Source organism: Bacillus sp. 95MFCvi2.1 (genome assembly GCF_000374965.1).
Lineage (GTDB): Bacteria > Bacillota > Bacilli > Bacillales > Bacillaceae_G > Bacillus_A > Bacillus_A pseudomycoides.
In genome coordinates this window covers 153,809-166,869 of record NZ_KB895692.1, presented here as the reverse complement: position 1 = coordinate 166,869, position 13,061 = coordinate 153,809, and the positions used below count along the sequence as shown (strand labels likewise).

Below are 13,061 nucleotides of genomic sequence, written 5' to 3'. Positions count from 1 at the left end.
CCCTAAAATTCATTGTAAATAAATGTACTTGTGTTTGTATCATGGAATCCATACAACCAAAGTAGTGCAAATAAAATTGCAAGGTAATAAACCGTCTTTGCAAACCATTGTGTGAGTGGTCGAGACCATATCTCTTTTAATCTTTCCATGTCTTTCCCTCTCTTATGAAATAGTAACTATATGTAGGTATCATGTCCTACATCATTGTGAAAAAAACAAAATTCCACATTTTAGGTAAAATTAAGACAAAAAGGCTCTTTTTTGATAGTAGCACTAAATACTAAAAAAGAAAATCCCTAACTTAGCAATTATATTACATTCTATATGAATTTGTAATGGATTTGTCTTTTTTTAATGAGTTGTGAGTGTATAAATCGATTTTTTGAAAATGAAAATCTTACAAGGAAATTAAATAATCACAGTGAAATAAGAAATGTGAAGAATGAAAAGGAGGTTGTCAGGAATGGAGCGTTTGAAAAAGGTATGGCAGACATATGTGTCAGAGGAAAATATTATAAAGTGGCGGAGACATTTTCACCAATTTCCTGAACTATCATTCCACGAGGAAAAAACTTCACAATTTATATATGATACATTATGTTCATTTTCAGCTTTCGAGGTGACAAGACCGACGCGGTATAGTGTGATGGCAAAGAAAAAAGGAAAGAAGGCAGGCAAAGTAATAGCAATTCGTGCAGATATGGATGCCCTGCCAATTCAGGAAGAAACGTCTAAACCATATGCATCAGTTATTTCAGGGGTTATGCATGCATGTGGGCATGATGCACATACCGCTATTTTATTAGGTACAGCAGAAGCGATAGCAAATAAGAATGAGGATTGGGAAGGAGAAATTCGTCTTTTATTTCAACATGCTGAAGAAGTGTATCCTGGTGGTGGACAGGAAATGGTGAGAGCTGGTGTGATGGATGATGTGGATTATATTATCGGCCTACATGTAATGTCTGGATTAGAAACGGGGAAGGTTGGAGTTGTATATGGGCCTATGATGGCTGCTCCCGATGTATTTACGATTGAAGTAAAAGGAAGAGGTGGCCATGCTGCTAGGCCGGAAGAAACAGTAGATCCGATAGCAGTTGGTGCGCAAATCATTACGAACTTACAACATATTGTATCTAGAAATACAGGCGCTTTTATGCAAAGAGTTGTTTCCATAACACAATTTCACGGGGGAACAGCAGATAATATTATTCCTGATACAGCATATTTAATGGGAACAGTCCGGTCCTTTGATCAAAAACTAAGGAAAGAATCGGAAGAGATGATTGAACAAATTGCTAAGGGGATTGCAGAGGCACATGGTGCAGCGTATACGTATACATATCGCTATGGATATGACCCGGTTATCAATGATACGTTTATTACAAAAATAGTAGAAGAAAGTGCGGTAGAGTTGTTTGGAGAGGAGAGAATTGTAAAGCTAGCTCCTTCGATGGGAGGGGAAGATTTCTCGGCATATTTAAAAAAAGCGCCAGGCTGTTTTATTAAATTAGGAACTGGAAATGAGAAAATCAAAACTTGTTATCCTCATCATCATCCAAAGTTTGATGTGGATGAATCAGCTTTAATTAATGGGGCAGAGTTATTTTTACAGGCGACAATGAATTTACTAAAAGCTTAAGAGAGTACAAAAAAAGGCAACTGCGCTTATCGCAGTTGCTTCTATTTCTTTCCGTTAGAGAGGGCTGAGAAAGAACTATGCTCATTTATAGTATATGAATAGCTGGCGGACAAGCTTGTACCTTTTCATTATTTTTCAAAAATATAGTTATTGACTTTGATAATCATTTTCATTTAATCTAAAAGCATAGTTGAAATTGATAATTATTATCAATGTATTCGCAAGTGCAGAATGGATGAGGGAGAGATGAAAAAGATATTTCGCCTTAGGCAAAGGGAAATTAAAAATAAAGATATAAAATGGCAACGGCGTGTAATTCGTGCTGAATATGTAGAGGAGAGGAAAGGAAACAAGGAAGAAGAAGCGATACATAATCAAGGGAGAGATTCAGTTGAATAAATTTGTAATGATTTTTGCAAGTATGAGTGGAAATACAGAGGAGATGGCTGATCATATAGCTGGAGCGATTCGTGAAACAGGCAATGATATTGAAGTGATTGATATTATGACGACGCCAGAAGCGTCTATATTAGAGGAATATGATGGGATTATTTTAGGAGCGTATACGTGGGGAGATGGTGAGCTTCCTGATGATTTCTTAGATTTTTATGACGAAATGGAAGAAATTCATTTAGCAGGTAAAAAAGCAGCAGTATTTGGATCTTGTGATTCTGCTTATCCGAAATACGGGGCAGCTGTTGATATCTTAATAGAAAAGTTACAAGAGCGCGGTGCTGAAGTTGTAATGGAAGGGCTAAAAGTAGAACTAACGCCAGAAGATGAAGATGTAGAGAAATGTCTTCAGTTTGGTGCTGAATTTGTAAAACACCTTTCTTAATGGTGAGAGGGAGATGAAGATGGGTGCAGGGGAAAATATCAATTAAAACGATGACAGATTATCATTTATATGATTTTATGCGTTGTCCACATAAGTTTTATTTTCGCTATATAAAAAGAAGAGAACCTTCTTCGTTTGAATGGAAACAAATGGTTCAATCGATTGTAAATCAAATTATTATTGACTATTACACATCACCTGTAGAAAAACAAACAACAATGCTGTTGTTAAAACGATTAGAGAAACACTGGGATAAAGTGCGTATTGGAATGTTCGCTTCTAAAGCAGAATATTATATTGTTCTGGCAAAGTTAACGGACCATCTAATACAGTTTGTGAAAAATGATGCGGGTAAAACACCACCTTTATTTTTATATGAGAAGTTACAAACATATATGGACGAGTTAGGTGTGCACATTTCATTAACGTTTGAAGTGGGTGAATGGTCTACACAATCGTTTGTAATTAAAAAGTATGTTGTTGATGCAAATGAAGAAATGCTTGCTCTTTTTCAAAAGCTTACGGCAGTGTTTAGCTACAAAGTTTTTGGATTCTTCCCGAAAGAATTGAAGTTGTTAATTTAATAGAAGGAACTAGGTACGAATCTGTTCCAAAAGAGCAAGATATTATGGATGGAATGAACGATTTATATAGAATGAAAGAAATGTTACAGCAACCAGAATATTACACAGAACGTACATTTTGTTCTGAATGTATTGGATGTGCTTTTCGTAATGAATGCAAAGTAGACGAGATGCAAGATGCATTGATAGCGAAGAATACTATACTACATTAAGGGGTGCAAATTTGCATCTCTTTTTGGTATTGACATGAAAAGCTTTTCATCATTTACGGTATATACGTAGGGGAACTTATGATGGGAGGAATACTTAATGGGAAATGGAGTAAAAGTATTTCAATGGTTAAAAGAACAACAGGCTCCTTTTTGGGTCCAATTGCAAATTTTGCAGGCGTTTCAAATGTATAAATTAATTGTAGAAATGGATAAAAAATTAATGATATACGAGGAAAAGAAGAATAGGGAAAGAAGTTAACTCCTTCCCTGAAGTATAGTTTGTAAATGTTTTCGATTCTTCTGTATCTCCTGTTCGTTATTTGTTTCAAAGTTATAAACAAGGTTATGGAGTAATGGACTATACTGATAAAATTGAATGACACGCTTAAAGAAAGATAAATCATGATGGGGAGTGAGAGTACAGTACCGTTTATATATGGCATTTGTAAATTCACTACCAAAATTGTTATATAATCCAGCGAAGTCAAAGGCAGGATCTCCAATTTGAGCATCACCAAAATCGATAATACCAGCAATGCTTCTTTTCTCCCCATCAAATAAAATGTGATGATGTGTAAAGTCAGCGTGGATCATTGTTTTTTGGAAATTAGATGCATACATATGTTCAAAAAAATCCTCGAATAAACAATCAAAAGCTTTTTTTTCTAACAATGTAAGTGTGCAAGCAAGATGAACGTGTAATTTCGTTTGAATCTGTCGCCAATATGAGATAGATTTCTCAGTATCAAACCCCCATTTTACAGCATGTTCTATTGGGATGGTATGTAAAGAAGCGAGAAAGATAGCAAGCTGCGAGATAACTGTTTCACGTTCTTTTACAGTTAATCTTTCTATTGTTTGTACTGTTAATGGCTCCCCATGAATGAGTTTATAATAACTACAAAATGGAAGTGAATCTAATTCATTTTTATATAAGATGTGGTATTTTGGGACCTTTATCTCTTGTAACGATTGAGCAAGTATTTCGCATAGTTCTTTTTCGCGAGGTATTCGTTTTGCATACTGGGATTTACGTGGAAAACGGAAGAGCCATTCATTGTTAATGATAATGGCTACATTATCCCAGCCATTATCGTTTTGTTCATAAGAGTGTATAGGAATATTGGGTAGTGATTGCTGGATATCTCGCATATAAGATGTCATATGATTCTCTCCTTTTTTGTGGATATATGCATTAATATTATCAGAATTTTTAAACTCTGTGATAATATGGAATAAATATATTGAAAAAAGAGAGGGACATAATGTTTAAATGAAATGCAGTTAAGTTATAGAATGAAGATTATAAAAGAAGATAATACGTTTAAAATTGCGAAGCAACGGCAACGTGTAGAATAAAAATGTCCCCGAAAAGTGGGGACATTTTTTGTATTCACAGGTTCTCGTTTTGTTGCCCAATTTCTTTTTTTGCAATTTCTAGATTGCCTTGTTCGACTTGTTTATGCACATTTATAGAATCACCAGCATAACCTTTTTGTGTTTTTACAACTCTTTTAGAAAAGAGTGAGGATTGTTTAGTCATAATATAGTTCCCTTCCCATTAAAAGTAGACGAAAATGATGAGTACAAGTAATATTGTCCCGAAAATACCAATCCCAACTAAAAAGGAAGTATTTTTATATTGAGGCGGTTTATGAATATCTTGCCTGTATCCAGGTGAGATTTCAGGAGCAAACTCTTCATCGTAGGGCTGCTGTTTTTTCTTTTCATCCATAGATTTACACCTTTCTTTTTTATTATGTTACACGTTTAAAGAGGAACTATGCATGATGAAAAAAGCCGCTAGGATTAGCGACTCTTTTGTGATGTATATTTACGTTGTACTTGCAAGAGACGAACAAGCAGAAAGGTAGCTCCAAATGCTAGCCCTATAATAAGACCAATCCAATAACCTTTAGCTGCCCAAGAAGTATAGGTTGCTAATATATAACCTAGAGGTAGACCAATGATCCAGTAGGCAATAAGTGTCATAATCAAGGTAACATTCACATCTTTATAACCACGGAGTGCACCTTGCACTGGAGTAGCAATTGCATCGGAAATTTGAAATAAAATCGCAAAAATGAGAAACTCTTTTGCTAAATCATGAACAGCAATATCTGTTGTATAAATAGATGCAATTTGATCGTCAAAGAAAAAGAGTAAGATAGAATATAACAAGGCAAAAGCAAGTGCCAAACCAATTCCAATAAAACTGTATTGTTTTGCGTTTTCACAGCGATTTGCTCCAACTTCAAAACCAACTGCAATTGTCATAGCCATTGCTAAACTTAAAGGTGTCATATATAAAAGGGAAGCAAAGTTCATTGCTGCTTGATGTGCAGCGATTGTTGTTGTGCTAAAATTACTCATCATGAGTGTTACGGCAGCGAAAATACTCGTTTCAAAAAAGATGGCAAATCCGATAGGTACCCCAAGTTTTAATAATTCTTTCCAGCTTGAAATAGAAAGTCGGTATAAGCGCCTGAAGATACCAAAAGATGTAAACGGTTCTTTCGTACGGATAATAATAATCGTAATAAATAAAATGCACCAATATGTTGCGGTAGAAGCAATTGCTGCACCAACGCCTCCTAGTTTCGGAAAGCCGAAATGACCGAAAATAAATACATAGTTTAAAATGATGTTAATAGGTAAGGAAAGTAATGTAATAATCATTGTTGTACGTGTTTTTCCTAATGCATCAATAAACCCACGTAATACAGTATAGACAAATAAAGGGATGATACCAATTGCAATAATGCTTAAAAATTGAGAAGCAATGTGTTCGACCTGCTCTTCTAAATGCATGCCTTTTAGAATTGGTGAAACGGCAAAGAAACCAATGAGAATAACAAGTAAACTAACTCCGATTGCCAAATACACGGCTTGTATCACGATATGAGGAACATCCTCTTTTTGTTTTGAGCCAACAAGTTGAGCGATAATAGGCGTGGTAGCCATTAAGATTCCTGTTAATCCCGTACTAATCGGAATCCATATACTTGTTCCAATTGCGACCCCTGCTAAGTCAGTAGCACTTGCATGCCCTGACATTGTTGTATCAAAAAAACTCATTGCAAATAAAGACATTTGCGTTACAAAAATCGGGAAAAATAGTAATACAAATTGTTTTATTTTTTGTGAAAATGAATTGGTTTCTTTCATAAAAGCTCCTTTCTATGTAGGACCAAACTCTTTCTATCATACAATTTAATAAGAAAATAGAAAAGAAATACACATATGTGAATGTATTGTTATATTTTGAAAGAATGAAAAAAGAGATGCACTTTGAAATTGGATAAGGTATTATGATAAGGTGTGAAAAAAGTATATATAAGGTATTAAGGAGGCACTACTCGTGGCTGATTGGTTAATTGGTTTAATCATGGGAGCTGTTGAAGGATTAACGGAATTTTTACCGGTTTCATCAACGGGACATATGATTTTAACAGGACATTTAATTGGATTTGATGATGATAGAGCAAAAGTATTTGAAGTTGTCATCCAATTGGGATCGATTTTAGCGGTTGTCGTTGTATTTTGGAAACGTTTATGGTCATTAGTTGGGATTGGCAAGGTAACACAAGGACCATCTTTAAATTTATTACATATCATTATCGGTATGATTCCAGCAGGAGTACTTGGTGTTTTATTCCATAGTAAAATTAAAGAAGTTTTATTTGGACCAGGCCCCGTTGTTATCAGTTTAATCGTTGGTGGTATTTTAATGATTGTTGCTGAGAAATTTTCAAGACCAAGTACAGCGAAAACATTGGACGAGATTACGTATAAACAAGCATTCACAATTGGAATGTTCCAATGTTTAGCACTGTGGCCAGGATTTTCACGTTCTGGATCTACAATCAGTGGTGGATTATTAGCTCGTGTATCTCATACAGCCGCTGCTGAATATACATTTATTTTAGCGGTACCAATGATGGTTGCAGCATCAGGGTTAGATTTAATTAAAAGCTGGGACGTATTAAGTTCAGCAGATATCACATTATTTGCAACTGGTTTTATTACGGCTTTCCTTGTAGCAATGCTTGCGATTGTTTCATTCTTAAAATTATTAGCTCGTGTAAAGTTAACACCATTTGCTTATTATCGTTTTATTTTAGCTGCGGTGTTCTATTATTTCTTCATTATGTAATAAAAAAACTGCCATTTGGCAGTTTTTTTATTTTACTATTTTTTCAATCATATTTTTCATCACATGTTCCCAAAGTGAAGTGTCGTCAGCTAATGTAGCACGGAAATTAGCATACATGTCTTTCTGTTTTTCTTCAAATTGTGGATCATCTTTTTCAGGTAATGTAGCACGCATAGAAGTTACTAATTCTTGCACTTTTGGAGCACGTGGTCCCCAAACCGCTTGTTCTTTTCCATCCTTATCAATAAAAATAAAGATTGGAATGGCACGGGCTGTTCCATTTGTTAAATATTGATCCATTAACTCTAAATTTTCATCACGGATGAGTAATCTCATTTCAATATTGGAAACTTCGCAAATACGTTTCATAACAGGTACGCAAAGAAGAGCATCTCCGCACCAATCAGCGGATAGTACAATAACACGCCATCCGTCGTTTTGACGTTCTTCTAAAACAGGAAGCAATTCGTTCGGAATTAAAAAGTTATTATAAATATGTAGTAATTCATACTGGTTCACAGTCATGTTATTTACGTATGTATCAAAGGACATACCTTTATCAGCCCATTGTTGTAATGTCATATGTAACACCTCTTTAGTATATTTTTGTTTTTATTGTATCAATTTTTATCGTGAAATGCTTGTAATCTTACTCTTTCTTTTTGTTATCAGTAGGCCATACCTTATCCAAGATAAAAAAGAAAAGGACAATAAGTAGTTCAGCTTTATTGGAGATCGTTACACTTTCTATCCAATCATCTGCAGTATGAATAACGAGCCAATCAAGCGAGATTTCTATGAGGGAAAGCAGTAAAAAGGATAGCCATTTTGACATGTGCGTGAGCAGAGGGGTTAAAAGTACTTTGAAAAATAAAATCAAGAAACTACTAATTCCATCTAGTATAAGGGCTAATAAAAAAAAGAGAAGTAGTGCAGTTCGTGATGTATATTCTACACCAATGAGACGAAAAACTCCGACATACATAAAGAAAATGAGTGCAAAAGCAATAATTATAAGAAGGGTAATACTACTAATAACAATCGTTTTATCTTTTCCACTTAGATCTGAAAACTTTTCTTCGTCTGGATTCATGATATCCCCCCAAAAAGTTCATCTTATAAAGTGAAACTTTAATCAGTAGGGGGCTTCATCCCCCACTGATTATTAGCCCTCATCAATCGAGCTTTGCCCTCACCTAACTTCTTTGCTCTCGCTGAATTTTTGAGGTGGGGGTCTGACTGCCCGTTAATGCGGGATAAAAGGAAAAAAATTCATATTTTATTATATCATGAATACTTGATGGGAAGTGAAAACAAAAAAGGTGCGACGAATCGCACCCTTTTTGTGGCTGATGTAAGTTTCAGCATGTTAGAAAAGCAACCTGTATCATTTATTTCCAAATAGATAATAAATGATACGTGCTCTAGCGAATAACGGAGATTTTTTACTATTGGGTTTTGTTTTGGGAGTGTATCTATCAAATAAGTGAATACATTATGAGTGATTGTATGGGAAAAAAAGATGACAAAATGTAAAATATAAGGTAATATAATTCATAATGTTTTTATTTAACTATATGAAATAAAAGGGAGATGTAAACGGTGTCTCATAATCGCGAACAATTAATGGAGGATCTATCTGCAAATGTTTTTGCCATGTTTCGTTCATTGCGGAATGATATGGGAAAAATTTTTGGAGATTACATACCATGGAATGAATTTCTCGTGCTCCGTATATTAAATCGTAATGAAAAAGAGATGGTTTCTCGCGTAGCAAATGAACTACATGTATCAAACAGTCATATTACAGCTGTTACAGAAAAGCTAATTAATAAAGGTTTTGTAACGCGTTCACGTTCTACATCTGATCGTCGTGTTGTATATTTGGAAATTACGGAACAAGGAAAAGAGTTAGTTGCAAAAATGGAATTGGCAAAAAAACAGTATTTAAAAGAAAGGTTTTCGGCCCTATCTGAAGAAGAAATGCATCTAATGATATCTATTTCGAAAAAACTTATATAGAAAAAAAGCCAGATGAACTATGGCTAATCGAGAATCCTTCCTTGTTTTAGGGAGGTTTTTTTATTCATACTAAAATGAAAAATTGAAATTTGTTACATAGAAGAATGCGATGTGTATGATTGGGATAGGAAAGACATACTAACAATGATGGAAGATGAAAGGAGGAAGAAAGATGACGAATCGCAACGGGAGTCAAGGAAGTGGAAATCAAGGTTCACCAAAAACAGGGCAGTTTCAACAAGAGTTTAGTTCGGAGTTTATAACTGGTAATGATAATAAGGGAAAAGAATATCGTTCGAACAAAGGAAGTAAGTCAAAAAAGGAGTGAATAGATTCACTCCTTTTTTGTTAGGAAATTTGAATTGTATTTTAAGATAAGAAAATAGACCATCTTGTTAATACAAGATGGTCATGGAAGGGGACAATTTATGTCAATTTTAATTAGGGATGGAAAGCTGTTCGAGACACTGGGGAATGTCTCATTATTAGGGAGGAACAGCTTCGATAGATATAATATAAAAGATAGATGTGACCTCAATGTGAACTTGAAGTGAAAGGTATGGGAATTTTAAAAATTTCCCTCTTTTTAAATAATAGAGGGAAGGTAGAACATAGTTAGAGGTCCCATAGTCTAATGAATAGTGGATAAAAAATAGACCATCTCGTTAATACAAGATGGCCATGGAAGGGGACAATTTATGTCAATTTTAATTAGGGATGGAAAGCTGTTCGAGACACTGGGGAATGTCTCATTATTAGGGAGGAACAGCTTCGATAGATATAATATAAAAGATAGGTGTGACTTCAATGTGAATTCGAAGTGAAAGGTATGGGAATTTTTCAGTTGAAATCTATGGAAAAAAGGATTATGCTCAACTATATTATGAGATTATAAAGATTTATCCAAAATAATGAGTTTGCTCTAAAAGTATGAGGAATTGAAAAAAGTTAGGTGAAAAATTACTTTCCGTAAGATTTGGTTCGGTCAAAACGAACGATTAGTGTATGGAAAGAGGTTTTACTTTATTAAGGGAGTTAGTGATATGGAAGCAACAAAAAAACAAGGATTTTATAATCGTTTTATACGATTAAGTCCGCCGCAAATTTTAGCAATGGGCTTTTTTTGTTTAATTGTTGTCGGGGGAATGTTATTGAAACTACCATTCGCGACAAAAGAATCAATTAGTTGGGTAGATGCGTTTTTTACAGCAACCTCGGCAGCGACAGTAACCGGTTTAGGAGTTGTAGATACTGCTAGTACTTTTACAATGTTTGGTCAAATTATCATTATGTTGTTAATTCAGACAGGTGGTCTTGGATTAATGACAATCGCAATTTTAATTGTATGGGTGTTAGGGAAAAAAATTGGTTTACGTCATCGATTATTAATTGGAGAAGCGTTTAACCAAACGAATATTGGTGGTCTTGTAAAATTAGTGAAGCGTGTCTTTATTTTTTCTATTTGTATTGAATTAGTAGGAGTTGTTTTTTTATCCATTCGATTTATCCCGGAATTTGGTTTCGGCAAAGGTTTATATTATAGTATTTTTCATGTTATCGCCTCTTATAATAATGCGGGATTTGCACTATGGCCAGATAATTTAACAAGATATGTAGGAGATCCTATTATTAATATTGGAATTTGTTCTTTAATTGTTATAGGTGGTTTAGGTTTTACGGTGTTAATTGATATATGGTATAGCCGTAGTTTTCAGAAACTATCACTTCATTCGAAAATTATGATTGTTGGAACAGTAGCGCTTAATGTTATTGCGATGATTGTGATTTTTATATTGGAGTATAATAATGTGAAAACATTAGGATCACTATCTTTAGGTGAAAAGATATGGGCTTCATTTTTCCAGGGGATTACACCGCGTACAGCAGGATTTAATACGGTTGATTATGGAGGAATGGAAGAATCATCAATATTGTTTACGATGATTTTAATGTTTATCGGTGCAGGAAGTGTGTCGACAGGTGGCGGAATTAAGTTAACAACATTTGTGATTTTAATTACATCGGTTATTTCCTTTTTTAGAAAGAAGGAAGACTTTGTTTTATTTCATCGTACAATCAAAATGTCAACGGTAACGAGAGCGTTAGCGATTGTAGTTGCCAGTCAAATTCTTATTTTTACAGCAGTATTTTTATTAATGCTTACAGAAAACTTTAGTTTTATTCAACTTTTATTCGAAACAATTTCAGCGTTTGGTACAGTGGGGTTATCAATGGGAATTACGGCTAAGTTATCTGTAATTGGAAAATGTATCATTATGTTTGTTATGTTTTGTGGGTTAATTGGTCCGTTAACGCTTGTATTCTCTCTAGCGCGACCAGCTAAACAAAAAATTCGATATCCATCAGAAGATGTTTTCACAGGATAAGGTATCTCGCAAAAAGCGAGATACCTTTTTTCTTTAAAAAAGTGAGAACAATAAACCGATGATTGCAGCGCGGAATAACAGAGCAACAATAGCAGCAATGCCGCCCATAATAGCAGCGATGCCACCGGTTACAGTAGCTCCACGATTATAGGCATAAATACCTAGTAAAACAGAAACAAGTCCGAAGAGTGTAGGAAATGTAAAGAGTGATAATACAGCAAGAGCAAGAGCGATAAACCCTGCTGTGGATCCTGCTGTTTTTGATTTTACATCGTCTTTATCGTTATAGTTGATATGCTGAGGAGCAACCTCTGCTGCGTACTCTTCTTTATAGTCCCCTTCTTCGGTTCTATGTTGTTCATTAATTTTATCAGTCAACGTAAAGTCTCCTTTCATAGCAAGGTTCATTAGTAGTATGTATATCTTTTTCTTTTTTATCCGGCAAGAAATAGATAGGCATATCATTACTTTATTTCGCTATTTGCAGGCGGTAACACTCCCACCTCAAAATTCAGTGAAAGCACAGGAGTTAGGTGAGAGATAAACTGCCCGTAAAAGTCTGATTAGTGAGGGCTGATTAAATTTTCACTTTATCAGACTGAAGTGAAGGATATGTATATTGTTTTTAGATTCTAAGCTGAAGAAAGTTGATAATGGAACAGTGTTTTTTCATGAATTGTAAAACTTGGTATGAGTTCCTCTATTTTGGAAAGTATAAAAAAGAATTAAGAGGAAAAAGGTGGTTTAAATGATGGAACATCCAATTGAAAACTTAATGAAAACGGCAATGACAAATTTAAAAGAGATGGTCGATGTAAATACAATTGTCGGAAGCCCTGTTTCAACAGCGGACGGAAAGGTTGTTTTAACTGTTTCAAAAGTTGCCTTTGGTTTTGGCGCAGGGGGAAGCGATTTTAAAGGGGAAACGTCTGTAGGGAAAAGTTTGGCAGGACAAGGACAACAAAAAGAGGCGAAACAAGGGCATCCGTTTGGAGGTGGAAGTGGTGCAGGAGTTTCAATTGATCCTGTTGCGTTTTTAGTAGTAGGATCTAGTGGTGTACAAGTGTTACATTTACATAGTGGCACACACTTGATTGAAAAGGCTTTGAGTACAGTTCCAAGTACTATAGATAAGTTTGTAAACGGTCGTTAAAAAGTAAACTTGCATTTTTTAGGAATTATGATATATTAGAAAAAGTGTGTTCAGAAACGACAAATAT

General features: G+C 34.8%; 17 protein-coding genes and 1 pseudogene. 10 read left to right on the top strand and 8 right to left on the bottom strand.

Translation table 11 applies throughout. The features are described from left to right. Window positions 1-2: 2 nt before the first annotated feature. Entirely contained in the window at window positions 3-149 is a 147-nt protein-coding gene (locus C568_RS0106450; RefSeq protein WP_006094128.1) for a teichoic acid D-Ala incorporation-associated protein DltX, read from the bottom strand. Between the two features lie 314 nt (window positions 150-463). Between C568_RS0106450 and C568_RS0106445 the strand changes: the two genes are divergently transcribed. From C568_RS0106445 to C568_RS34620, 5 genes and pseudogenes are all read left to right on the top strand, one after another. Beyond that, window positions 464-1,642, top strand: coding sequence for a M20 metallopeptidase family protein (locus C568_RS0106445; protein ID WP_018781029.1), 1,179 nt, complete (start codon window positions 464-466; stop codon window positions 1,640-1,642). A gap of 246 nt (window positions 1,643-1,888) precedes the next feature. Next, window positions 1,889-2,041: a hypothetical protein gene (locus C568_RS34625; protein WP_018781028.1), complete on the top strand. Its 153-nt coding sequence runs from the start codon at window positions 1,889-1,891 to the stop codon at window positions 2,039-2,041. Then, the gene (locus tag C568_RS0106435; RefSeq protein WP_016113977.1) at window positions 2,034-2,480 is read left to right on the top strand and encodes a flavodoxin; all 447 of its coding nucleotides are present in this window, start codon (window positions 2,034-2,036) and stop codon (window positions 2,478-2,480) included. The genes C568_RS34625 and C568_RS0106435 overlap by 8 nt, the downstream gene beginning before the upstream one ends. Before the next feature lie 23 nt (window positions 2,481-2,503). Next, a pseudogene (locus C568_RS31730) lies at window positions 2,504-3,276 on the top strand (hypothetical protein). 97 nt (window positions 3,277-3,373) lie between these two features. Further along, window positions 3,374-3,535, top strand: a complete 162-nt coding sequence (locus C568_RS34620) for a hypothetical protein (RefSeq protein ID WP_016113979.1) — start codon at window positions 3,374-3,376, stop codon at window positions 3,533-3,535. Here C568_RS34620 and C568_RS0106420 read toward each other — a convergent pair. From C568_RS0106420 to C568_RS0106405, 4 genes are all read right to left on the bottom strand, one after another. Next, a complete protein-coding gene (locus C568_RS0106420) occupies window positions 3,532-4,440 on the bottom strand; it encodes an aminoglycoside phosphotransferase family protein (RefSeq protein WP_018781027.1) in 909 nt (302 codons plus the stop codon). The genes C568_RS34620 and C568_RS0106420 overlap by 4 nt on opposite strands. Before the next feature lie 229 nt (window positions 4,441-4,669). After that, window positions 4,670-4,819, bottom strand: a complete 150-nt coding sequence (locus C568_RS34615; RefSeq protein WP_003196135.1) for a hypothetical protein — start codon at window positions 4,817-4,819, stop codon at window positions 4,670-4,672. A gap of 18 nt (window positions 4,820-4,837) precedes the next feature. Further along, window positions 4,838-5,011, bottom strand: a complete 174-nt coding sequence (locus C568_RS0106410) for a hypothetical protein (RefSeq protein WP_016113981.1) — start codon at window positions 5,009-5,011, stop codon at window positions 4,838-4,840. 74 nt (window positions 5,012-5,085) lie between these two features. Continuing rightward, on the bottom strand, window positions 5,086-6,444 hold the full coding sequence (locus C568_RS0106405; protein WP_018781026.1) for an MATE family efflux transporter: 1,359 nt from the start codon (window positions 6,442-6,444) through the stop codon (window positions 5,086-5,088). A 193-nt stretch (window positions 6,445-6,637) separates the two neighbouring features. On the opposite strand from C568_RS0106405, the gene bacA reads away from it, so the two are divergent. After that, complete coding sequence (bacA, locus tag C568_RS0106400) at window positions 6,638-7,432, top strand: undecaprenyl-diphosphate phosphatase (RefSeq protein ID WP_003196138.1); 795 nt, start codon at window positions 6,638-6,640, stop codon at window positions 7,430-7,432. Between the two features lie 27 nt (window positions 7,433-7,459). On the opposite strand, the gene C568_RS0106395 is transcribed toward bacA, so the two are convergent. Further along, complete coding sequence (locus tag C568_RS0106395) at window positions 7,460-8,014, bottom strand: thioredoxin family protein (protein WP_018781025.1); 555 nt, start codon at window positions 8,012-8,014, stop codon at window positions 7,460-7,462. Between the two features lie 67 nt (window positions 8,015-8,081). After that, window positions 8,082-8,525, bottom strand: coding sequence for a YrvL family regulatory protein (locus C568_RS0106390; protein WP_018781024.1), 444 nt, complete (start codon window positions 8,523-8,525; stop codon window positions 8,082-8,084). Between the two features lie 509 nt (window positions 8,526-9,034). Between C568_RS0106390 and C568_RS0106380 the strand changes: the two genes are divergently transcribed. The 3 genes from C568_RS0106380 (at window position 9,035) to C568_RS0106370 (ending at window position 11,841) form a co-directional block, all read left to right on the top strand. Then, window positions 9,035-9,454, top strand: a complete 420-nt coding sequence (locus C568_RS0106380; protein ID WP_003206336.1) for a MarR family winged helix-turn-helix transcriptional regulator — start codon at window positions 9,035-9,037, stop codon at window positions 9,452-9,454. A gap of 172 nt (window positions 9,455-9,626) precedes the next feature. Beyond that, window positions 9,627-9,782, top strand: a complete 156-nt coding sequence (locus C568_RS0106375; RefSeq protein WP_016113985.1) for a hypothetical protein — start codon at window positions 9,627-9,629, stop codon at window positions 9,780-9,782. A 715-nt stretch (window positions 9,783-10,497) separates the two neighbouring features. Beyond that, window positions 10,498-11,841 carry a TrkH family potassium uptake protein gene (locus tag C568_RS0106370; RefSeq protein ID WP_006094139.1) on the top strand — a complete coding sequence of 448 codons (1,344 nt, stop codon included), beginning with the start codon at window positions 10,498-10,500 and terminating at the stop codon, window positions 11,839-11,841. A gap of 33 nt (window positions 11,842-11,874) precedes the next feature. Here the strand turns inward: C568_RS0106370 and C568_RS0106365 are convergent, their stop codons facing one another. Next, a complete protein-coding gene (locus C568_RS0106365; protein ID WP_080740370.1) occupies window positions 11,875-12,237 on the bottom strand; it encodes an imidazole glycerol phosphate synthase in 363 nt (120 codons plus the stop codon). Between the two features lie 355 nt (window positions 12,238-12,592). On the opposite strand from C568_RS0106365, the gene ytfJ reads away from it, so the two are divergent. After that, window positions 12,593-12,994, top strand: coding sequence for a GerW family sporulation protein (ytfJ, locus tag C568_RS0106360; protein WP_018764198.1), 402 nt, complete (start codon window positions 12,593-12,595; stop codon window positions 12,992-12,994). The last annotated feature ends 67 nt before the right edge of the window (window positions 12,995-13,061 follow it).

What these genes read in the sequence shown, in the direction of transcription:
- C568_RS0106450 (WP_006094128.1), bottom strand. Translation starts at nt 149, where the DNA reads ATGGAAAGATTAAAAGAGATATGGTCTCGACCACTCACACAATGGTTT.
- C568_RS0106445 (WP_018781029.1), top strand. Translation starts at nt 464, where the DNA reads ATGGAGCGTTTGAAAAAGGTATGGCAGACATATGTGTCAGAGGAAAAT.
- C568_RS34625 (WP_018781028.1), top strand. Translation starts at nt 1,889, where the DNA reads ATGAAAAAGATATTTCGCCTTAGGCAAAGGGAAATTAAAAATAAAGAT.
- C568_RS34620 (WP_016113979.1), top strand. Translation starts at nt 3,374, where the DNA reads ATGGGAAATGGAGTAAAAGTATTTCAATGGTTAAAAGAACAACAGGCT.
- C568_RS0106420 (WP_018781027.1), bottom strand. Translation starts at nt 4,440, where the DNA reads ATGACATCTTATATGCGAGATATCCAGCAATCACTACCCAATATTCCT.
- C568_RS34615 (WP_003196135.1), bottom strand. Translation starts at nt 4,819, where the DNA reads ATGACTAAACAATCCTCACTCTTTTCTAAAAGAGTTGTAAAAACACAA.
- C568_RS0106410 (WP_016113981.1), bottom strand. Translation starts at nt 5,011, where the DNA reads ATGGATGAAAAGAAAAAACAGCAGCCCTACGATGAAGAGTTTGCTCCT.
- C568_RS0106405 (WP_018781026.1), bottom strand. Translation starts at nt 6,444, where the DNA reads ATGAAAGAAACCAATTCATTTTCACAAAAAATAAAACAATTTGTATTA.
- C568_RS0106395 (WP_018781025.1), bottom strand. Translation starts at nt 8,014, where the DNA reads ATGACATTACAACAATGGGCTGATAAAGGTATGTCCTTTGATACATAC.
- C568_RS0106390 (WP_018781024.1), bottom strand. Translation starts at nt 8,525, where the DNA reads ATGAATCCAGACGAAGAAAAGTTTTCAGATCTAAGTGGAAAAGATAAA.
- C568_RS0106375 (WP_016113985.1), top strand. Translation starts at nt 9,627, where the DNA reads ATGACGAATCGCAACGGGAGTCAAGGAAGTGGAAATCAAGGTTCACCA.
- C568_RS0106370 (WP_006094139.1), top strand. Translation starts at nt 10,498, where the DNA reads ATGGAAGCAACAAAAAAACAAGGATTTTATAATCGTTTTATACGATTA.
- C568_RS0106365 (WP_080740370.1), bottom strand. Translation starts at nt 12,237, where the DNA reads ATGAAAGGAGACTTTACGTTGACTGATAAAATTAATGAACAACATAGA.
- ytfJ (WP_018764198.1), top strand. Translation starts at nt 12,593, where the DNA reads ATGGAACATCCAATTGAAAACTTAATGAAAACGGCAATGACAAATTTA.